Genomic DNA, 19,740 nt, shown 5'->3' with positions numbered 1-19,740 from the left:
GAGCACCCTGCCCGGCGTCTATTCGACGCGAAGCCGATTGACCTGCCAGACCGAACGTCCGTAGATGGTCTCCCGGTGGAGTTCCGGGTGGCGATCGAACGGGTAGATGACAAAGATCGGCCCGCGCTCGCGCACACTCATGCGCTCGCCGTCCTTGTGGGTGGCGAGGATGACGTCATAGTCGCGGAAGTTGCTGACCGGGATTTCGGCGCTGTAGTCGTTAAGGGCGATTGCGGTGACCTGTTCACCGCCAGCGTCCACCGCCTCCAGCACCGCCCGGGCGAGCGGGCCGCTGAAGGTTCTGACGCCCTCATGCCAGGGCGTTTCGGTTTCCAGTGTCCGACCCTCGAGTTCGGCGAGCATCGCGGCGTCGAATACCGCCTGATCGCCCTGGTTGGTGGTGCCGATATCCCCACTCACCGTGAGGATGGCCCGGCCTTCCGGCGCCTCCAGGGCGCTGGCGGGGGCGCTCCAGAGGCCCAGCAGCGCCAGGATGCCGATCAGTGCGGCGGTGGATCTAGATCGGGTCATTGGAAGTCTCCTCCTCGGTTGGGCGACCGGCTGCCGCCTGACAGACCCGGTCGATCTCGGCCTTGAGCCGGTCGGCATTGAGCGGCTTGGTGACATAGCCCTCCATCCCCGCCGCAGCGTAATGCGCCTGATCGCCCTGCATGGCATTGGCGGTCACGGCCACGATGGGGGTGTGCGGGCGTTGCGCCTGCCGCTCCAGGTCCCGGATATGACGCGCTGCCTCAACGCCATCCATGCCGGGCATCATGATGTCCATGAGAATGACGTCAAACCGCGCTTCCTGAAAGCGCGCCACGGTCTCCTCACCATTGGTGGCGGTCTCGAACGACAGGGCATTTTTCTCGAGCAGCTTCTCGGCCAGCAACCGGTTGACCGAGTTGTCTTCGGCCAGCAGGACATGCAGGCCGGCGAGGCGCTGATCGCGACTTTCAGCTGACCCGGGGGATTGCGCCGGGCCCGGGGCGGATGCCCGCAGTAGCGTCCGGAGCGTCTGCAGTGACAGCGGCTTGGTCAGCGGTTGTGGCACCCCCAACCGGTCCGCCTGTCGGGCCGCCTCCGCATCCAGCGTGCCGGTGACCAGCCGTAGGGGCGTGCCGGCGGTCTGCAGGGCGCGGATCGGTCCGAGGGCGTTGTCGGCATCGGCCATCGCACTCAGCCGGACATCCATGAGGACCAGATCGAATGCTGAGCGGGCGGCAGCGGCCGCCCCGCCGATGTCGCGGGCTTCCACCGCCTCGACCCCGAGGGTTTCGAGCAGGGTCCGCGCCAGAGCGCGGTCTCGGGGGTCATCATCGATGATCAGAACGAGCCGTCCCTTCGGCTCGCTGGCGCCGCCGGCCTCTTCCTGTGGTGCATCCGCCGGGCGGAGGGGCAGGTCGACGCGCATGACCGTCCCTCGACCTTCCTCACTGGTCATCGTGATCTGGCCGCCCATCAACTGAGTCAGTTGCCGGGTAATGGCGAGCCCCAGCCCGGTGCCTTCGAACGGGCGGTCATTGGCATTGCTGGCCTGTTCAAACGCATCGAACACATGGCGCTGGCGATGGGGCGAAATGCCGACCCCGGTATCCGAGACCGTTAACGCGACCGGCAGCACGCCATCCGTACCCGGGCCGCGCGCCGTCGCCATCCCGACGCTCAGTTCGACATGGCCCTCATCGGTGAACTTCAACGCATTACTGAGCAGGTTGTCGATGATCTGCTGCAGACGCATCGGGTCCAGCATCAGCCATCGGGGCAGTTGCGGGTCGAGGGTGCAGTACAGGCGGACCCCACGGGTCAGGGCCCGGGGGGTATGCGCCTGGACGATCTGACCGATCAGGGTCGGGAGATCGCAGTTCTGCGGGCGGAGTTCGAGCTTGTCGGCCTCGACTTTCGACAGATCAAGGACCAGGTTGACGATTTCAAGCAGGTGATCGGCGCTGTTGCGGGCCAGATCGATGTACTGGCGCTGGTCGGTCTGCAGTGGCGTCTCCGCCAGCAGATCGAGCATCCCGAGCACGCCATTCATGGGGGTCCGGATTTCGTGGCTCATATTCGCCAGGAATTGGCTCTTCGCGCGGCTCGCCGCCTGCGCCTGGTCGATCTGGTACTGCAGTTCGCTTTCGTACAGGCAGGCCCGGGCGGCAGTGGCGAGTTTTTCCATCAGCCCTGCCAGCGACATCAGCAGGCTGTGCGTAAAACCGCTACCGCGCCGCCGCAGCAGCAGGATCCCGAAATTCGGCAGATCCAGGACATAGTCCTCGCCGTCGCCGGCGCGATTGGGGAGACGGGCGGGCAGACGCTCAGTCAGGCGGGGCAGCGCAGTGTCCCGATCGGGGAGTTCCAGCCAGTCGATGAGCTGCTGGAAATCGGACTGTCGGGTCAGCGTGCGCGGCAATGCCAGTGAATAGCGCCACTCCAGCATGGATGAACCAGGATCGTCCGCGGCGGCTGACGGCGTGTACTGCAGCACGCAGCCGCTCACGCAGTTGAGGATGCGCAGCATCTTCCGCAGGCTCTCGGTGAGCATCTCGTCGAGCTTGAGACTCTGACCGATGGAGATCGAGATCTCGTAGAGCAGATCCGATTCGGGGATGCCGTGGGTGTGGGATGAGCGCATCCGGTCGTTCATCGATCGAGGATCGCGTAGACGATGCTTTTATTGAGGAAGTCAAGATAGTCGCGCCCGCTGTTGGCGATCTCGCCCAGGGTGAACGCGCCGTGGACCGGCGCACCGCCCCCCACGGCATCCAGTTCCCGGCTCAGGTCGGCATCCAGAAACAGCACCCGTGAGATGCAGTCAAAGAGCAGGGCAGTGTCGATGGAGCGCTGCGGGTGCGCCGTGGTGGCCTCGCTCCGCGCATCACCGGCCGCGGTGAGCAGGGTATCCATGTCGCCATTGAGCAGCCGGATGCGACAGCCGGCGGGCACTTCACCCACACAGACGATCTCGCCCGCGTCATTCATCATCAGCGGGTCGCGGACCACCACCTCCGCGCCGTAGCGCGCGATGCCCAGCGGATAGGATTTGGCGATCGAGAAGAAGTTATCCGCGTCAATCCGCTCGCCCCCGTGGGCGAAGACCTCGCGGGCATAGAGTTCGGCCGCCGGCTGCCAGTCGATGGTCCTGACCCGATTGCCCTCACTTTCGGTGACGGTCATGGTCTCGCTGATGGGCTGCCAGCCATGACTGACGCCAATGGCACTGGGCAGCGCCAGCCGGGCTATGAGGGCACTGTCGGCATGCAGCCCTTCAGGGGTGATGATGCAGGGCGACTGTTGCAGGCTCAGTGAGCCGGCGCCCCCGCCGATAAAGTTGTGCTCGAGGCCAAGACTGAAGAAAAGCGCCTCGATCAGGTCGCTGGTGCGGGCGGCCAGGCCATCGACCACCACCAGGTAGGTGGCGTCGTGGGGCTCGTCGGGCCAGGTGTCCGCGAAGGCTGAGATGGCCGGCTCGAACGCCGTGTCGGGCGCGCTCAGGGTGTCGATGACACCGTAGTCCGGAAGGTGATCAAGGCCCACCACCAGGGTACCCTGTTCGTGGCTTTTGCTGGCATAGGCAATGGCCGGGAAAATCCCCCCCAGCAAGGGCAGCGGCGAAGCGCTGATGGCGTCGTTCATCGCCCCGGCCGGCAGGTCGTTGCCATCCGCGGCAAACACCAGCGCGGCGCGCACGGTCGGGTCGGTGTGGAGCCGATTGATGGCCTCGCCAAGGCCCGTCACCGTGCCGGTGGGATCAAATTCGACGTGCATCAGTCCTCCTCCTCTGACAGGGCGGCCAGTAGACCGGCACAGGCGTCTGCTTCCATGGGCCGATGGATCAGGAACCCCTGGATGGCATCGATTTCAAGGGCATGCAGGTAGTCGCGCTGGCGCTGGGTCTCGACCCCCTCAGCAACGGTCTTCAGCCCGAGCCCATCGGCCAGCAGCGTCATCGAACGGATCACCGAGCGGTTACGCGGATCATCGGCCACCGCCTCAATAAAGCTGCGGTCGATCTTGAGCGTATCCATCGGAAACCGCAGTAGCGATTCATACGACGAGTGACCCGTCCCGAAATCATCGATGGCAAGCCGGAATCCCGCCGCACGGAGTTTCTCGAGGGTGCGTTGGCTGGCATCCGGGTCCTGCATGGCCATGCTTTCGGTGATCTCGAGCTCGAGCGTCCGTGGATCGATGTGGTGGCGACGGGCGATGCGGGTGATGCGCTCGGCAAGGTCCCCGCGCTCGAACTGCTGAGCCGAAATATTCACGCCCATCACCAGTCCTGTGTCTGATTCATGCCAGATCGCCAGCTGCCGACAGGCCTCATCGAGCACCCACTCGCCGACCTCCGCGATCAGCCCGTTTTCCTCAAGCAGGGGGATGAAGCGGGCCGGCGGGATCACCCCATGGACGGGGTGACGCCAGCGCAGCAGCGCCTCCACCCCGTTGAAACGCGCACCGCTGAGAGGTTGCTGGAGCTGGTAGACGAGAAAGAACTGGGCCTGGCCCAGGGCTTTGCGGATATCGCTCTCAAGGCTCAGCACGCCGGTTTCATCCATCGCGCCAATGTCCCGATAGAACACCACGCGGGGTTGGCCGCGACGGCTGCGACTGAACTGTTGGGCCTGCTGCGCGTGACTGATGAGCGTGTCAGCGTCGCTGGCATCATCCGGGTGGAGGCTGGTGCCGGCGGAGAAGTCCACAAACACCTCTTCGCCGGCCACGGACAGCGAACGGGCCAGCGGCGCCAGCCATTGTTCATGGGTGTCGGCCGGCCCATCGACGGCCGCGACCGGCGCGGCGACCACGAAGGTGTCGATCTCCAGCCGTCCCACCAGCGCATTGCGGGGAAGGATCTCCTTGAGACGCTGGGCGAAAGTGGCAACGACCTGATCCCCCGCGTTGATGCCCAACAGCGTATTGACCCGACTCAGTCCGGTGAGGCCGATGGCCGTGATCGACCAGCGTTGCCGGCCGTGCTGACGGATGCGGTCGCCGAGCAGTCGGTTGAACAGGCGTCGCCGTGGAAGGTCGGTGAGTTCGTCGTATTCGGCGAGGTAGCGCGCCCGATCCTCGAAAGCGCGCAGCGCGGTCACATCCTGAAAGGCGCCAATCAGCCACGACGGGCCGGCGCCGCCCTCACTCTGCAGTCGCAGGATGGTCGGCTGGTCGTCGCGCAGCCACAGGGTGAACTCGACGTCGACGCCGCGGCCGCCAGCGATGGCCGAGTCAAGGGCCGCCTCCAACCGGTAACGGTCGTTGTCGGCCGTCCTTTCAATCAGCGCCTCGCGGCTGGCCGGCAATCCCTCGCATTCGAGCAGATCGGCCGCCTCGGCCGACCACTGCAGATGCCCCGTCGCCGGGTCGTAGCGCCAGAAGCCGAGCCGTGCCATCCGGCAGGCGGTGGCCTGCTCGATCTGGGCGTCGGCCAGCGCCTGGGCCCGTTCCGCGGCCGCAAGGGCGTATTTGACCCGTTCGATGAGCAGCGCCAGGTTGACCGGCTTAGTGATGAAATCGGTCGCGCCGACGGTGAATGCCCGGTGTATGGACGGCGTGTCATCCAGGGCGGTCAGGATCAGGATCGGTACATCGCGGTTGGCCGGGCCGGCCTGCCCGAGGCGGACCGTTTCGATGAACGCGAACCCGTCGCGGCCCGGCAGGTTGACGCTCGCCAGCACCAGATCCGGCGCATCCGTCTGCATCGAGGCGAGCGCCTGATCGGCATTGTCGGCCTGCTGGATGATATAGCCATTCTTGGTCAGACCGGCTGAGGTCATCAGCTGGATGGTGGGGTCATCATCCACGATCAGGATTGTCTGTGGGCGCAGCATCAAATTTTCCCGTCGGGCGCTAGTGATCTCGGGTAGTGTAAACTCGGCGAAGGACGTTGTAATACGCCGTGGACGCAGAAGGGTACGCCAAGCATATGTTTTCCGAAGATTTCGATCGCGAAGCGGGGCTGGCCTGTGTGGATGGCGACGCGGCGCTGTATGAATCGGTGCTGGCCGTATTCCATCAACAGCTCAGGGATGACTTTGCGGCGTTGCCCGATCACCTGCGCGGCGAGCCCGATGAGGCGGTCGCCCGGCAGGTGCACTCACTGAAGGGATCAGCGGGATCGGTGGGCGCGAAACGTCTCGAAGCCAGTGCGACCGCGGTGGACCGGCGCCTTAAATCGGGCGACGGCGAGCTCGATGAGGCGCTCATCGAGGAATTGGCCGCAGCGCTGCAATCCGCGATCAATTCGCTCGAGTCGCCGCGCTGAGGGGCGTCCACAGCTGCATGGCCCGCGTCAGCGTCGCACCAAACAGCAGGATCAGGGCCGAGCCATAGATCCACAACAGCAGAACCACCAGCGAGCCGGCGGCGCCATAGGCTGACCCCGGTGCCGTGAGCGTCAGATAGGTGGCCATCAGCTGCCGACCCGGCATGAACAGCACGGCGGTGATCAGCGCGCCGGGCAGGACGTCGCGCCACGCCATCCGGGTGTCGGGCAGAAACCGGAACATGGCGGCAAACAACAGCGTCATCAGCAATACCGTGAACGCCGCCTCCAGCGGGGCGATCAGGCTGATGTCAAACGCCAGCCAGTCGGACGCGAAATGCGCGATGGCCTTCAGCGCCACCGACGAGGCCAGCGAGATCAGGAAGCTCAGCCCGAACAGGGCCACGATGACCAGTGACACCAGCCGGTGACGGACCAGCACCAGCAGCTGCCGGCGGCGCGTGGCCTGCGGCGGCACTTCCCAGATGGCGTTCAGCGAGCGCTGCAGCTGGGCGAACACCGCGGTCGCGCCCGCCGCCATCGCCGCCAGCCCCGCCAGGGTGGGCAGCCAGCCGCCGCGCTGGATGCGCACCTGCGCCACCATTTCGCGGGCCGCCTGAGCGGCTTCGGGACCGATCAGCGCCTGCACCTGCGCGACGATACGCGTCTGCGCCGCCTCGGGTCCCAGCACCATACCGGCTCCGGCGATCATCAGGATCAGAATGGGGGCGAGCGAGAAGAGCGTGTAGAACGCGAGGGCACCGGCACTGCCGAGGGCGTTGTGCGACTGCCAGAGTCGGCCGGCCTCGAGGATGACCCGCAGGGCGTTCTTGCTGACGGTTTTAAGGGGCATGGTCGCGGATTCCGCCATCGATTGCCGGCTTCGGGAATTTTCGCATGGACGTCGGTATCATACCCGGCACGGACGACAAACCCACCATCCCGTTCAGGCGTCGAGGGGAATACTCAGTGCGTGTCTTTCTTTTACTGGCTGGTCTTATCGGGCTTGTGTCGGTGGCTTTCGGGGCCATCGCCGAACATACCATCCGCCCGGCGGTGGACGCGGAATACTTCCGTTATCTGATGACCGGGGTGCGCTACAACCAGGTCCATGCGGTGGCTCTGCTGGCGCTCGCCTTCGGCCTGGGCCTGCCGCTTGCCGACGCCACCCGCGGGCGTGTGCAGATTGCCGCGTGGCTGATGGTGGTGGGCACGGTGCTTTTCAGCGGCAGTATCTACCTGGCGGTCTCCCTCGACGTCATGGCCATCACGTATCTCACACCGGTGGGGGGTACGCTGCTGATGGGCGCCTGGCTTGCCCTGATCTGGGCGGGCTGGAAGGCCCGGTAAACCGGCGATGAGAACCGTCAGCCTGCCTGTCGCTCATGGTTGATTCCGGCTTGGCACTGCTTGAAGAACTGGCCGAACTGCTGGAGCGCGAGCCCGACACCCGCGTTGCGATGAACGACCGCATGCTCCAGGTCCAGCGCGAGCAGACCAGCAGTGACATCAGACTGCGGCGGGTTCACGGCGTGGGCGTGGATGCCGGCGTCCGCTATCCGGCCGTTGACGTCAGCACCACGCTCAACGGCAATATTACCGCGCCCTCCAATCCGCGTATGCGCGCCTATCGGCTCAACCCCCAGTGCGCGATCGGTGCCGTGCAGTCACGCGCGCCCGGCGGCGTTGAAGCGGTGGTTCTCGGCAGTCGCATCTGCATTGACAGTGAGGTGCCATGGTCGGCCACCGGGCGCCACCTGGTGCGCCTTGCGGTCACGGACGCCGGGGGGCACCTGTTCGTCGACTGCGTTGCCGGCGAACGCACCCTGGCGCGTGCCGGCATGGGCGTCTGGCGCAATAGCATCCAGGGCATCCGCCCCACCGAGACCGACGGCTGGCGCGTGCTACGACGCACGGCCGACAGCCTGTGGGCGCAGCCCCTGGGATGGCCTGGCGTTCGCGGGGCAAGAATCGGAATCGCCGTGCAGGGCAACAATGCCCGCGTTGGCCGCGGGCTTGAGTATCGCCTTGAAATGCCCGCCACCGATACCGATGCGGAGGCGCTGGCCGCCTACTGCGATGCGCTCAACCAACAGGAGTGGGAGACCGCCACCGGTGCCCCGCATATCGGTGCCTGGTCGGTGACCGAGGCGGGGCAGTGCTGCTACCGGGCCAGTGTTCCGGCAAGGCTCGGCCGGCGGATGCCCGATCTACCCCGCCAGCTGCTGGCCACCTCGGGGGCACGGGCCAACGCCGCGATGGCGGTGCAGGCAATGCGGGACTAGCCGCGTCCATCCACCACCGGGCGGTGGCTTCAGGCCGCTGCGGTATAGCGATCCAGCTGCCGGATATCCTCATCGCTCAGGTGCATCCAGAAGGCCGTTACCATCGCATTGCGGCGCGCCCGCCCGGCCTCGGCCTCCAGTGGGATGGGCCACTCCAGTGACTCACCCGGTTGAATGGCGGCGCGCTCGAGCAGGGCCCCGGTGAGGCGGGGGGTGAGCGTGACCGCCTGCAGGATCGTACACTCGACGGGCCACTGGTAGTGGGCCGGCGCGCGCGTCTGGGTGGCGAGGGCAAGCGGATCCCGTTCGCCGCTTTGAAAACGCCGCCAGCCCCGGAGGACGGTTGGTTCGGTCAGGCGGCGCTTGCGTGCCGAGTGCTGGACTGCATCCAGGGCCAGCAGCAGATCGGCCTTGCGCGGATTGATCAACAATTGCCGACCGCCGGCCAGTTCCTGGTAGAGACGCTCGGATATCTCGGGGCGGATATAGTCACGGGCCATCGGGTGCGCTCCTGCCGGGGATGTTGGCCGAAGCGTGTCAGGATCCGCCGGGGGCGACTGTGATCAGCTGCTCAGGGGTGGCGTCAGCAGCGACAGGAACTCAAAGCGCTCGCCGTCAAAAAGGCCCTGGTCACTCAGCTTGAGCGCCGGGATGACCAGCAGGGCCATGAATGACAGGGTCATGAAGGGTGCGCTCAGCGGGCTGCCCATGGCATGGGCCAGTGACACCATGGCGTGATGCCGCGCGGCCATGGTGTCGCCATCGGCGGTGCTCATCAGCCCCGCCACGGGCAGTGGCAATCGGTCGCGACCGGCACCGCCCACCGCCGCGATCCCGCCCTGCATGTCGATCACTTCGTTGACGGCCTCGCTAACCCACTGGATATGACTGCCGACCGCGATCACGTTGTGCGAGTCATGCGCAATCGACCCGGCGATGGCGCCATCGGTCAGCCCGAAGCCGCGGATGAACGCCACGGCCGGCGGGGCGGGGTGATAGCGGTTGACCACGGTCAGCAAAAGCAGGTCGCGATCCGGGTCGGGGACGGGGTGATCGCCCTGCCAGCTGGGAGGCAGATGGCACTCCCGGGTATCAAGTGCTCCATCGCGGCATTCGATGACCCGCAACTGCCGGGACGCGTCGTCCGGATCGCCCGTGGGCAGCGCCTCGGTCAGTGTGCGCGCCGATATCGGTGCGGCATTGAACCGATTGCTGGGTGTCGCCGGGCGATGCGCGGTGAGGCTGCGGCCTTGCTGCGCAACGCGTGTCCCCGCCACCCAGGTGGTGACCACATTGAGTTGATCCGGGTCCGTCACCGTAATCGCATCCATGCGATCGCCCACCCGCAGCTGGCCGACGTCCATCCGGTAGTGCGCCACCGGATTGCTGCAGGCGGCGCGCAGGACATCGAAGCGGTCATGACCGGCCTGGATGGCCCGTGCGGCGATGCGGTCGATGTGGCCGGTGACCAGGTCATCGGGGTGCAGATCGTCGGTGCAGAACATGATCTGACCGGGGAACCGGTCGATCAGCGGGTGGAGCGCGTCAAAGTTCTTCGCCGCGGAGCCCTCGCGGATGACCAGATGCATACCGGCGGCCAACTTGGCCTCGGCCTCTTCGCGGGTGGCGCACTCATGATCGTTGTGGATGCCAGCATCGGCGTAGTCGCGTGCCGCTGCACCGGTCAGCCCCGGTGCATGGCCATCGATGGTGCGGCCCCAACGCCGGGCGACCTCGATTTTGGCCATCAGGCCGGGCTCGCGGGCCAGCACCCCCGGAAAGTCCATGACCTCGGCGAGATGCCCGGCGCTGCCCTCGTGCAGGAGGGTCTCGATGGCCTCGGCGGACAGTTCCGCGCCGGATGTTTCGTAGCGGGTGGCCGGCACGCAGGCGGGGGCGCCGAAATGGATCGGGATGGGACTGCGGCGGGCGTCCTCGGCCATGTAACGAACACCGTCCGCGCCCAGGACATTGGCGATTTCATGGGGGTCCGTGACCGCCGCCACGGTACCATGACGGCTGGCAATGCGGCCGAACTCGGCCGGTGTCAGCATCGTGCTCTCGACGTGCACGTGGGCATCGACAAACCCGGGCAGGAGGTAATCCAGGGCGGGATCCGGGGCACCGAGGACGGCGATCGCCACAATATGCCCGTCTTCCCAGTGCACGCTGGCGGCATAGATGCGGCGATGATCGATGTCGACGAGGTTGGCGCGAATGTTCTGGGTGCGGCGTTGCATGGAGTCAGTATAGGCCGCGAGGTCGACGGCCAGATACCCCGTCCATGATTGCGGATGATTAGCACATGTTGTTAAGTGTGCACTGCAACATGAGCGTTAGGGAGTGACTGATGACTGATTCAACCGGCGCCGGGGCCTTTTCGCTGAACGGTCGTGTCGGCATCGTGACCGGCCTGGCCAATGAGAACAGCATCGCCTATGGCTGTGCTCGGGCATTGGCCGCGCAGGGCGCGGAGTGCATCGTGACCTATGCCAGTGAAAAGGCCGAGCGCTTTGTCATGCCGCTGGCCGAGGGAATGGGCGATCCCGAATACCAGCTTGTCGATGTGCAGGATGATGATTCGCTCCAGGCGCTCTTTGATCGGGCACGGGCTCGCTGGGGCCGTCTGGACTTTGTCATTCATTCGATCGCCTTCGCCCCGCTCGCGGAATTGCAGGGCCGTCTCACCGACACCTCCAGCGAGGGATTCGCGCTGGCCATGGATGTGTCCTGTCACTCCTTCGTGCGCATGGCGCGACTGGCCGAGCCCCTGATGGACAACGGCGGGAGCCTGATCTGCATGAGCTATCACGGCGCTCACCAGGCGGTGGAAAATTACAACCTGATGGGCCCGGTCAAAGCGGCGCTGGAGGCATCCACGCGCTACCTGGCCACCGAGCTCGGGCCCCGCGGTATCCGCGTCAACGCCATTTCTCCCGGGCCGATCCGCACCCGTGCCGCCTCCGGGCTGAAGGACTTTGAAGCGCTGGCGGCGGACGGCGAGGCCCACGCGCCGCTGCGTCGGCTGGTCACCACCGACGAGGTGGGTCAGACGGCCGCTTACCTCATCTCCGATGCCGGGGCAGGTGTGACCGGTGGCACTCACTACGTTGATGGGGGACACCATGTCCAGTTCTGAGGCGCTGATCGAGAACCGCACCTTCAATGAGATCGAGATCGGCGAGTCGGCCAGCCTTGAAAAGCGCCTGACCATGGATGACATCAAGCTGTTCGCGGTGATGTCGGGGGACGTCAATCCCGCCCATGTGGACGAGGCGTTTGCCCGCAGCAGCCGCTTCCATGAATTGATAGCCCACGGCATGTGGGGCGGGGCGCTGATCTCGACGGTCCTGGGGACGAAACTGCCGGGGCCGGGGACGATCTATCTGGGTCAGACGCTACGCTTTCGGGCACCGGTAATGCTGGGTGACCGGATCCGCGTGCGGGTGACCGTCCGCGAGAAGGATGAGCAAAAGGGCCAGGTGGTATTCGCCTGCGAGTGCCGCAACCAGGAAGACGCCCTGGTGCTCGACGGCGAGGCACGCGTGCTGGCGCCCACCGAAAAGGTCAGCCGGCCCCGGGCCGTGATGCCCTCGATCCGCCTGGCGGAACAGGGCAAGCTTGCGGAAACGCTCGCTGAGACCGGCGATGCGACGCCCGTCACCGCGGCGGTGGTGCATCCGGTGGATATCGAGAGCATGCAGGCGCTGGATGCGGCCGTCCGTCAGGGGCTGATCCGGCCGGTGCTGGTGGGGCCAGGCGGGCGCATGCAGGCCGCCGCCGATGATGCGGGTGTCGATATCAGCGGTTATGAGCAGATCGCCACCCGGCACAGCCACGGTGCGGCGCAGACGGCGGTGGGCATGGCGGCCGCCGGCGATGTGGCGACGCTCATCAAGGGCGGGCTCGCCACCGAGGAGCTGCTGGGCAAGCTGATTGATCCAGCTGGCGGCCTGCGCACCGAGCGGACACCCAGCCAGGTCATGGCCTATGACGTGCCGACCTATCCGCGCCCGCTGTTGATCGCCGATCCGTTGGTCAACATCCACCCCGGTCTTTTCGAGAAGCGCGACATCGTCCGCAATGCCACCGGGCTCGCCCACGCGCTCGGCATCCATGAACCCCGCGTGGCCATGCTCTCATCGTCCGAGGCCATCGACCCCAAGCTCAGCTCGACGCTGGATGCGGCGGCCATCTGCAAGATGGCGGATCGCGGCCAGGTGCAGCATGCGATCATTGACGGCCCCATGGCCTTTGACGCGGCCATTTCGGCGGCCACGGCCCGGGCACGGGGGCTGGAGTCGCCGGTTGCCGGGCGCGCCGATGTGCTGATCGCGCCCGATCTGGAGGCCGCCAGCATGCTCGTCAAGCAGCTGAGCCACCTCGCCGACGCCCGCGGTGCCGGCCTTTTACTGGGTCTGAGACTGCCGGTGGTGATGAGCGCCCGGGACGATGATGTCGCGAGCCGGGTTGCTGGCATCGCCCTGATGCATCGCTACCTCGACCATCGGGCCCGTTCCGGGCAGAGCGCCATGGCGGCGGCGATGGGCTAATCGCCCAGCGCTTTGGGCCGGTTGTCGTCGTCGACGAAAACCCGCGTCGGTACCCAGCTCGGGGCGGCGTCGGCATCGATCTGGGCGTAGGCGGCGATGATCACCCGGTCACCGTGACCGGCCAGATGGGCGGCGGCGCCATTGATGGTGATGGCGCCGCTGTCGCGCTCGCCCTGGATGATGTAGGTCTCGAATCGATGACCATTGGTGATGTTGTAGACATGCACCTGCTGATGGGCAAGCAACCCTGAGGCCTCGAGCAGGGTCGAATCGATGGTGATGCTGCCCTCGTACTCGAGGTTGGCATCCGTCACCGTCGCCGCGTGGATTTTGGCTTGTAGGACCGAAATCATCATTGCTTTACTCGTGGCCTTGTCGTCTCTCATTACAGGATCAATGGTAATGCACAGTTTGTTCGCTGACGAGATCATCCCACCCGGAGCGCCCGGATGAGGCGCTTTGGTGGACTGCTGCGGTTGTCCGGGTATCTGCGCCCGTACTGGCGCCAGGCCCTGGTGGCCGGCACAGCGCTGATCGTGGCCGCCGCGAGCGTACTGGCCATCGGCCAGGGCCTGCGACTGGTGATTGACCAGGGGTTTGCCAATGGCACGGGCGCTGCCCTTGATCGCGCCCTGATGATCACCGCCGGCGTGGTGCTGGTGCTGGCGGTGGCGTCGGCCATGCGCTTTTACTGGGTGATGTGGATTGGCGAGCGGGTCGCGGCGGATCTGCGCCGGGACGTCTTCGAGCGCCTGCTGGATCTTGACCCCGGTTTCTATCTGCGTAACGGCGTCGGCGAAATCCAGTCGCGCATGACCACCGACACCGCGCTGTTGCAGAGCGTACTCGGCTCAACGTTTTCCATGGCACTGCGCAATGCGCTGCTGCTGATCGGCACGCTGATCATGCTGGTGGTCACCCAGCCCACGCTGAGTGCCATGGTCATCATCGGGATCCCGGTGGTGGTGGCGCCGATGCTCATCTATGGCAGGCGCGTGCGCCGCCTCTCGCGCCTCAGCCAGGACCGGATCGCCGAGGTGGGGAGCTACGCCGGCGAGACGTTGGGTGGCATCGAGACGGTTCAGGCCTTCGTCCATGAGGCCGAGGACCGTCGGGTCTTTCGTGACCGGGTGGAGGATGCCTTTAGCATTGCGATCCAGCGCATCCGCCAGCGCGCCGGGTTGAATGCAGTGGCGCTGCTGCTGGCCTTTGCGGGCGTCGCTTTCGTGCTGTGGCGCGGCGGCAATGCCGTGATCGCCGGCACGATGAGCGCCGGCGAGCTCTCCGCGTTCGTTTTCTATGCGGTGCTGGCCGCGGGGGCCGTCGGGGTGCTCTCGGAGGTGGCGGGCGAGCTTTTCCGAGCCTCCGGCGCCGCGGAACGGCTGTTTGAACTGCTTGACGCGGTGCCCGCCATCCGACCGCCGGCCGATCCGGTGGCATTGCCGGTGCCCGGCCGGGGTGAGGTGGTCATCGAGGCGGTGGAGTACCGCTATCCCACCCGGCCCGACCCGCCGGCGCTTGCGGGCGTCGATCTTGAGATCCGCGCGGGGGAGACCGTGGCACTGGTCGGGCCTTCGGGGGCGGGCAAGAGCACGCTGATCAGCCTGCTGCTGCGTTTTCACGATCCCTCCGCGGGACGCCTGCGACTCGATGGCGTGGATCTGCGCGACGCCGATCCGGCGGCGCTACGCCGGCGCATGGCGCTGGTGGCGCAGGAGCCGGTGCTGTTCACCGGCACGATTGCCGGGAATATCCGCTTCGGCGATCCCGCCGCGGCGCGCGAGAAAATCCTCGAGGCGGGCAGGGCGGCGAACTGCGAGGGCTTTGTCGAGGCGCTTCCTGACGGTTATGACACGCACATTGGACCCGGCGGCGTGCAGCTCTCGGGCGGGCAGCGACAGCGCATCGCCATTGCCCGGGCCATCCTCCGCGATCCGGCGTTGCTGCTGCTCGATGAGGCCACCAGCAGCCTCGACGCCGAGAGCGAGCGCCAGGTGCAGACCGCGCTCACGCGCCTGATGGCCAAGCGCACCAGCGTGGTCATCGCCCATCGGCTGGCGACCGTGCGTAACGCCGATCGCATTGCGGTGCTCGAGGCGGGGCAGGTGCGCGCGGTGGGCACCCACGATCAGTTGCTTGCGGGCGACGGCCTTTACGCGCATCTGGCGGCGTTGCAGTTTCAGTCCATCGCCTGACGGGAATGGGCGAGTGCCGCCCGCAGCATCGGAGCGGGCGGCAGGGCCCTCAGAATCTTATAAATATCCGCAAGTTGTGGCCGACTCATTAGAAAGCGGACCATTGATTCAGCGGGTGTGCGCTCGAATAACTGGACGAAAGGCGTACCCGCCGTGCCGGCCGGGCGATGCCGCCAGAGCGACTCAAGGAACACGCCATCCAGCCAGTCCATGCCCCGGCGTCGTGCCGGGGCGACCGGTGATCGGCCGGCCATGAGGGCATCGGCGCAATCATCCGCCCAGCGCTGGATGCCGTGAAAGGCGTAACCGGTGGCCGGCCGCATACTGCCACCGGCGGTACCGACGCGCATCCAGCCGTCTTGATTGTAGGGCGGCACGGGCGTCATCGGCAGATGACTCGACTCCTCACGGGCGATGGTGTGATCAGCCAGGCCCCGATCGGCAAGGAGGCCGTCCAGTCGTGCGCCAAGGGCGGACAGCGACGGGCGCTGCGGGGCAAATCGCGTCAGTTCAATCAGCCGTCGGCCCGGTGCGATGGGCAGCTCGTAGACAAACGTCAGTAACGGCGTCGGGTCATCCAGAAAGTCCATGAGCCGCACGGGACTGTCATCGGGAAGATCGGGGCCCACCAGTTCGCGACCGACGAAACTCTGCCACACCCAGGGTCGCGTGAGTGTCAGTGCCGGTGGGCGCGAGTCCAGCACCCGATCGGCGATGATCGAGCCGCCATCATCCAGCTGCAGCATCCACCGCGTGTCATCCATGTCGGCCGATATCAGGGATCGCCCGGCATACAGGGCCCAGTCGGGTCGCGTCGCGATGGCATCCAGCGCCTGGCGCTGGACCGTTGACGCCCGCAGCATCTCGTAGGGTGTCCGGGTGCTGCCCCTGATCACGGACTGTCCGCCATCACTGACCGCCCATGTCGACCAGGTGCGAGTGGCGTGGGCGCTGAAAGGATGCTCTGCGAGCCGCCAGCCACACCAGGTCCGGTCATCACAGGGTTGCTCACGCGGCTCAATGATGGCGATCGATCCCGGGTAGCCCCGCAGCACGAGGCGGACGGCCAGACTCATGGTCGCCGCCCCCAGGCCGATCAGGGCAATGTCGAAGCGTTTCATGGCGCGATGCAGGGGCGGTCGGTGGCGGGCCGTACCAGGGCCTTCAGCGCCAGCCGCCGGCGGGCGGCGTGGGTGAGCGAAATACGGCCCTCCCAATAGCGACAGCCATTCGCCCGCACCTGCAACCCGATGGCGCGATAGAGCCGTGCGGCCACCCGGATCGCCAGGCGATTACGCCATGGGATCAGGCTGAAACCGGTCTCGGCGTGGGCGTATTCACGTTCGGCACGCTCGATCACCCGACCAATCGCGGCCTGGATCGGCGCCCGGTCAGCCCCGGCGGCGTTGGCAATGACCGCGGGGCTGCGCTCGCCCACCCAGGCCGCCGGCAGATAGCGCCGCCCGCGCTGGGCGTCCTCAAGCACATCCCGGGCGATGTTGGTCAGTTGCATGCCGATACCAAGGGCCACCGCGGCATCCCGGCCGCGCACCGGATCGGCGCCCAGCAGGGGGCACATGAGTTCGCCCACGGTGCCGGCGACCCCATAACAATAATCAATCAGCTCGGTTTCGGTCTCGATCAACCGGCCGTCGCGTGCCTCCTGCGCGGCGGTGCGCGCCAGGACCACCAACGGCGCGAGCGCCATCTGCCGGCGACGGACAAGGGCCGCGAACCCATCAACGGGGACGGCCTCAGGCCGGTCGTCGGTGAGCGCCTCGACGAATTGATCAATTTGCCCCGCGCCATTGGCGGACTCATCGGCGATATCGTCGATCAGCCGACAGACGGCATACAGCGTGGCGACATCATCGGCGTCCTGCCGGCGCAGGAGCCGGCTCGCCATGTGGAAGCTGCTGCCGTGGCGGGCGAGGACCTCACGCGGCTTCACGCCGCCTCCACGCCCTCAGGGAACAGTCGCTCGAGGACCTTGGCGCTCGACAGCACGCCGGGCATGCCGGCGCCCGGGTGGGTGCCAGCGCCCACAAGATAAAGATTATCCAGCCCCTCGGCCTGGTTGTGGAACCGGAACCAGGCCGACTGGCGGAACAGCGGGGAGAGGGTGAATCCGCTGCCGTGGACGCTCTGGTAGTTCTCGCGGAAGTCATCAGGCGTCATGTAGAACGCGGCGCGCAGATGCGTGCTCAGGCCGGGCATCAGCGTGGCCTCGAGCGCCTCGACAATGCGGGCCTGCAGGCGCGGGCCTTCGCTGGCCCAGTCGATATCGCCCAGCTGATTGGGCACCGGGGCCAGCACATAGAAGCTGTCATGGCCGGGCGGCGCAAAGCTGGGGTCGGTGGCAGTCGGCCGGTGCAGGTACAGCGAGAAGTCCTCGGAGAGGATCTTGCGGTCGAAGATGTCCCGCAGCAGTTCACGGTAGCGGTCACCCAGCCAGATCGTGTGATGGGCTACGTCGGGATAGGTGCAGTCGGTACCGAAGTACAGGACGAACAGGCCCATCGATGTCTGTGCCAGCCGGTGCTTGACCCGGGCGGCCAGTGGCGCCGGATCCATCAGTTCCCCGTACAGATGCATGGGGTCGAGATTGGAGACGAAGTGATCGGCCTTCAGCGTGCGGCCGTCATCGACACTGGCGCCCGTGATGCGGCGGCCTTCGCGGTGCACGGCGGTGATGCTGCGGCCGTTTTCGACGCGCACGCCCTGGCGCTCGAGCAGACCGGCGAGCTCACCGACCAGCGCCCCGGTGCCACCCATGGCGAAATGCACGCCCCATTCCCGCTCGAGATAGTGGATCAGCCCGTAGATGCAGGTGGTATCAAACGGGTTGCCGCCGACCAGCAACGGTTGCAGCGATAGTGCCCGCCGCAGGTAGGGATGCTTGATGTGGCGGGCCACCATCGTCCAGACACTGCGGTCAAATCGCAGCCGCAACAGCCGCGGGATCTGGCGGGCCATGAACGAAAGCCGATGGAAGGGCTGATAGCCCAGCTCGCGGAAACCGATCTCGAACAGTTCACGGGATTCCGCGAGCAGCCCGTGATAGCCGGCGACATCGGCCGGATTGAAACGCGCGATCTCCGATTCCATGCGCTCGATGCCCGGTCCATAGTCGAACGACGAATCGTCCGGGAAGCGAAATCGATACCAGGGATCGAGTGGGCGCAGCTCAAGGTGATCGTGCAGTGACTCACCAAACAGTTCGAACAGCTCGGCGAACAGAAAAGGCGCCGTGATCACGGTGGGACCGGCATCGTGGCGGTATCCGTGGCGCTCGAACACCTGGGCGCGTCCGCCCAGTCGGGGGCAGCGATCAATCAGCGTCACTTCGTGACCACGGGCGCGGAGACGCAGAGCGGCCGCGATGCCGCCGAATCCGCCGCCCATCACCAGGGAATGCATAGGGCTCTACCCCTTGTGTTGTGTCAGTGCGCGCCGGGAGACGACCCGGGACTGGTCGGCGAGTCGCTGCAGCAGTTCTCGGACATCGTGGGCGAGTGGGGCCGGCAGATGCCCGGTCAGTCGTTCCGCGCGGTCAAGGGCGGCACGGACATGCCGGAGACAGCGCGCCAGCGTTGACTCGCGGGTGTCGCCACTCTGCCTGCGGGGCGGCTGATGATGGCGCCAGGCATGTAGCGGGTGGAGTCGATCCGGGTTGTCGGTCGTCTGCAGATCGTCGAGATCATCGAGGATCTGATAAGCCAGACCGATCGCTGCGGCCAGCTGACGCCCGCGCTCGAGCGGCGCGGTGGCGCCCGCATCGGTCTGGACCCCGACATTCAGTGCCAGCTCGATGAGCGGCGCGGTCTTCTCGCGTGTCGCGGCCAGATAGTCGCGGCGGCTCACCGGCCGGCGCCTTTCGCGCCCGGCCAGTTCAACGCTCTGCCCGCCGATCACGCGTGCGGTGCAGTCGGCCATGGCGGCCATGAGCCGCCGCGACGTGTCGGCGTCGCGCATACCGGCTGCAATCTGATAAGCGGTGGTTAACAACAGGTCGCCCGCACACAGGGCAACGTCGTCACCATAGAGGGACCGGACGGACGCCTGTCCGCGCCGGTAGAGATCGTGATCACTGATGTCGTCATGAATCAGTGATGCGTTGTGAAGCAGTTCACAGGCGGCGGCAGCCGCTGTGCTGTCGTGCGTGTCCAGTCGGCCGGCACTGCTGGCGAGCGCCAGTCTTGCCCGCATCCGATGGCCACCGGTGTTGAGGTGATAGATCGCCGCATCCCGGGCCGGCGTCGGCCGCAGATGAGCGAGGGCATCGATCATGCACTGATCGACGGTGGACAGGGGCGCAGGAGTGGGCGCGTGCGTCAGACCGTTCGACAGGGCGGATGCCTCTGCGTCGGTGCTTTGCTGTTGGCTGACGTCGACTGCGGCCACGGAGTTGATCCTCACGCTTTGTCCGGGGAAGTGGATGCCGG

The 19,740-nt window shown here is 66.3% G+C and carries 18 protein-coding genes; 6 read left to right on the top strand and 12 right to left on the bottom strand.

Annotated features, from left to right (window positions below; all coding sequences use genetic code 11):
- Positions 1–18: 18 nt before the first annotated feature.
- The 4 genes from FPL11_RS09500 to FPL11_RS09485 are packed head-to-tail and all read right to left on the bottom strand — an operon-like array spanning position 19 to position 5,828.
- Positions 19–531 carry a putative pterin-binding protein gene (locus FPL11_RS09500; protein ID WP_144348393.1) on the bottom strand — a complete coding sequence of 171 codons (513 nt, stop codon included), beginning with the start codon at positions 529–531 and terminating at the stop codon, positions 19–21.
- Positions 518–2,644: a response regulator gene (locus FPL11_RS09495; RefSeq protein WP_144348392.1), complete on the bottom strand. Its 2,127-nt coding sequence runs from the start codon at positions 2,642–2,644 to the stop codon at positions 518–520. The genes FPL11_RS09500 and FPL11_RS09495 overlap by 14 nt, the downstream gene beginning before the upstream one ends.
- The gene (locus FPL11_RS09490) at positions 2,641–3,765 is read right to left on the bottom strand and encodes an FIST signal transduction protein (protein ID WP_144348391.1); all 1,125 of its coding nucleotides are present in this window, start codon (positions 3,763–3,765) and stop codon (positions 2,641–2,643) included. The genes FPL11_RS09495 and FPL11_RS09490 overlap by 4 nt, the downstream gene beginning before the upstream one ends.
- Positions 3,765–5,828: a putative bifunctional diguanylate cyclase/phosphodiesterase gene (locus tag FPL11_RS09485; protein WP_144348390.1), complete on the bottom strand. Its 2,064-nt coding sequence runs from the start codon at positions 5,826–5,828 to the stop codon at positions 3,765–3,767. Before FPL11_RS09485 ends, FPL11_RS09490 begins: the two co-directional genes overlap by 1 nt.
- 95 nt (positions 5,829–5,923) lie before the next feature.
- On the opposite strand from FPL11_RS09485, the gene FPL11_RS09480 reads away from it, so the two are divergent.
- On the top strand, positions 5,924–6,262 hold the full coding sequence (locus FPL11_RS09480; RefSeq protein ID WP_110882626.1) for an Hpt domain-containing protein: 339 nt from the start codon (positions 5,924–5,926) through the stop codon (positions 6,260–6,262).
- On the opposite strand, the gene FPL11_RS09475 is transcribed toward FPL11_RS09480, so the two are convergent.
- Positions 6,237–7,115, bottom strand: a complete 879-nt coding sequence (locus tag FPL11_RS09475; protein WP_144348389.1) for a YihY/virulence factor BrkB family protein — start codon at positions 7,113–7,115, stop codon at positions 6,237–6,239. The genes FPL11_RS09480 and FPL11_RS09475 overlap by 26 nt on opposite strands.
- A gap of 44 nt (positions 7,116–7,159) precedes the next feature.
- Between FPL11_RS09475 and FPL11_RS09470 the strand changes: the two genes are divergently transcribed.
- Together FPL11_RS09470 and FPL11_RS09465 are read left to right on the top strand one after the other, a co-directional pair.
- Complete coding sequence (locus tag FPL11_RS09470) at positions 7,160–7,612, top strand: DUF423 domain-containing protein (RefSeq protein ID WP_144348388.1); 453 nt, start codon at positions 7,160–7,162, stop codon at positions 7,610–7,612.
- Between the two features lie 50 nt (positions 7,613–7,662).
- Positions 7,663–8,547: a hypothetical protein gene (locus tag FPL11_RS09465; protein ID WP_157809094.1), complete on the top strand. Its 885-nt coding sequence runs from the start codon at positions 7,663–7,665 to the stop codon at positions 8,545–8,547.
- A 29-nt stretch (positions 8,548–8,576) separates the two neighbouring features.
- Here the strand turns inward: FPL11_RS09465 and FPL11_RS09460 are convergent, their stop codons facing one another.
- Entirely contained in the window at positions 8,577–9,047 is a 471-nt protein-coding gene (locus FPL11_RS09460; protein ID WP_110882635.1) for a hypothetical protein, read from the bottom strand.
- A gap of 63 nt (positions 9,048–9,110) precedes the next feature.
- Complete coding sequence (gene ade / locus FPL11_RS09455; RefSeq protein WP_144348386.1) at positions 9,111–10,787, bottom strand: adenine deaminase; 1,677 nt, start codon at positions 10,785–10,787, stop codon at positions 9,111–9,113.
- Positions 10,788–10,897: 110 nt separating this feature from the next.
- Between ade and fabI the strand changes: the two genes are divergently transcribed.
- The gene (gene fabI / locus FPL11_RS09450; RefSeq protein ID WP_144348385.1) at positions 10,898–11,686 is read left to right on the top strand and encodes an enoyl-ACP reductase FabI; all 789 of its coding nucleotides are present in this window, start codon (positions 10,898–10,900) and stop codon (positions 11,684–11,686) included.
- The gene (locus tag FPL11_RS09445) at positions 11,673–13,100 is read left to right on the top strand and encodes a bifunctional enoyl-CoA hydratase/phosphate acetyltransferase (protein WP_144348384.1); all 1,428 of its coding nucleotides are present in this window, start codon (positions 11,673–11,675) and stop codon (positions 13,098–13,100) included. The genes fabI and FPL11_RS09445 overlap by 14 nt, the downstream gene beginning before the upstream one ends.
- On the opposite strand, the gene panD is transcribed toward FPL11_RS09445, so the two are convergent.
- Positions 13,097–13,456 (bottom strand): aspartate 1-decarboxylase, encoded by a 360-nt coding sequence (gene panD, locus FPL11_RS09440; RefSeq protein WP_144348383.1) that lies wholly within the window; start codon positions 13,454–13,456, stop codon positions 13,097–13,099. The two genes, FPL11_RS09445 and panD, sit on opposite strands and share 4 nt — an antisense overlap.
- 93 nt (positions 13,457–13,549) lie before the next feature.
- Here panD and FPL11_RS09435 point away from each other — a divergent pair, with 93 nt between their 5' ends.
- Positions 13,550–15,295: an ABC transporter transmembrane domain-containing protein gene (locus FPL11_RS09435; protein WP_144348382.1), complete on the top strand. Its 1,746-nt coding sequence runs from the start codon at positions 13,550–13,552 to the stop codon at positions 15,293–15,295.
- On the opposite strand, the gene FPL11_RS09430 is transcribed toward FPL11_RS09435, so the two are convergent.
- From FPL11_RS09430 to FPL11_RS09415, 4 genes are read right to left on the bottom strand one after another with little or no spacing between them, the layout of a single operon-like run.
- The gene (locus FPL11_RS09430) at positions 15,280–16,416 is read right to left on the bottom strand and encodes a lycopene cyclase family protein (protein WP_144348381.1); all 1,137 of its coding nucleotides are present in this window, start codon (positions 16,414–16,416) and stop codon (positions 15,280–15,282) included. The two genes, FPL11_RS09435 and FPL11_RS09430, sit on opposite strands and share 16 nt — an antisense overlap.
- Positions 16,413–17,246 (bottom strand): phytoene/squalene synthase family protein, encoded by an 834-nt coding sequence (locus FPL11_RS09425; RefSeq protein ID WP_144348380.1) that lies wholly within the window; start codon positions 17,244–17,246, stop codon positions 16,413–16,415. Before FPL11_RS09425 ends, FPL11_RS09430 begins: the two co-directional genes overlap by 4 nt.
- Positions 17,243–18,715, bottom strand: coding sequence for a phytoene desaturase family protein (crtI, locus tag FPL11_RS09420; protein WP_144348379.1), 1,473 nt, complete (start codon positions 18,713–18,715; stop codon positions 17,243–17,245). The genes FPL11_RS09425 and crtI overlap by 4 nt, the downstream gene beginning before the upstream one ends.
- Before the next feature lie 6 nt (positions 18,716–18,721).
- A complete protein-coding gene (locus FPL11_RS09415; RefSeq protein WP_144348378.1) occupies positions 18,722–19,699 on the bottom strand; it encodes a polyprenyl synthetase family protein in 978 nt (325 codons plus the stop codon).
- Between the last annotated feature and the right edge of the window lie 41 nt (positions 19,700–19,740).

Origin of the sequence: Spiribacter aquaticus, from assembly GCF_007625215.1 — a bacterium.
GTDB classification, from domain to species: domain Bacteria; phylum Pseudomonadota; class Gammaproteobacteria; order Nitrococcales; family Nitrococcaceae; genus Spiribacter; species Spiribacter roseus.
Note: the sequence above shows the minus strand (reverse complement) of the source record. Positions and strands in the feature narration are given on the sequence as shown.

What these genes read in the sequence shown, in the direction of transcription:
- FPL11_RS09500 (WP_144348393.1), bottom strand. Translation starts at nt 531, where the DNA reads ATGACCCGATCTAGATCCACCGCCGCACTGATCGGCATCCTGGCGCTG.
- FPL11_RS09495 (WP_144348392.1), bottom strand. Translation starts at nt 2,644, where the DNA reads ATGAACGACCGGATGCGCTCATCCCACACCCACGGCATCCCCGAATCG.
- FPL11_RS09490 (WP_144348391.1), bottom strand. Translation starts at nt 3,765, where the DNA reads ATGCACGTCGAATTTGATCCCACCGGCACGGTGACGGGCCTTGGCGAG.
- FPL11_RS09485 (WP_144348390.1), bottom strand. Translation starts at nt 5,828, where the DNA reads ATGCTGCGCCCACAGACAATCCTGATCGTGGATGATGACCCCACCATC.
- FPL11_RS09480 (WP_110882626.1), top strand. Translation starts at nt 5,924, where the DNA reads ATGTTTTCCGAAGATTTCGATCGCGAAGCGGGGCTGGCCTGTGTGGAT.
- FPL11_RS09475 (WP_144348389.1), bottom strand. Translation starts at nt 7,115, where the DNA reads ATGCCCCTTAAAACCGTCAGCAAGAACGCCCTGCGGGTCATCCTCGAG.
- FPL11_RS09470 (WP_144348388.1), top strand. Translation starts at nt 7,160, where the DNA reads ATGGACGTCGGTATCATACCCGGCACGGACGACAAACCCACCATCCCG.
- FPL11_RS09460 (WP_110882635.1), bottom strand. Translation starts at nt 9,047, where the DNA reads ATGGCCCGTGACTATATCCGCCCCGAGATATCCGAGCGTCTCTACCAG.
- ade (WP_144348386.1), bottom strand. Translation starts at nt 10,787, where the DNA reads ATGCAACGCCGCACCCAGAACATTCGCGCCAACCTCGTCGACATCGAT.
- fabI (WP_144348385.1), top strand. Translation starts at nt 10,898, where the DNA reads ATGACTGATTCAACCGGCGCCGGGGCCTTTTCGCTGAACGGTCGTGTC.
- FPL11_RS09445 (WP_144348384.1), top strand. Translation starts at nt 11,673, where the DNA reads ATGTCCAGTTCTGAGGCGCTGATCGAGAACCGCACCTTCAATGAGATC.
- panD (WP_144348383.1), bottom strand. Translation starts at nt 13,456, where the DNA reads ATGATGATTTCGGTCCTACAAGCCAAAATCCACGCGGCGACGGTGACG.
- FPL11_RS09435 (WP_144348382.1), top strand. Translation starts at nt 13,550, where the DNA reads ATGAGGCGCTTTGGTGGACTGCTGCGGTTGTCCGGGTATCTGCGCCCG.
- FPL11_RS09430 (WP_144348381.1), bottom strand. Translation starts at nt 16,416, where the DNA reads ATGAAACGCTTCGACATTGCCCTGATCGGCCTGGGGGCGGCGACCATG.
- crtI (WP_144348379.1), bottom strand. Translation starts at nt 18,715, where the DNA reads ATGCATTCCCTGGTGATGGGCGGCGGATTCGGCGGCATCGCGGCCGCT.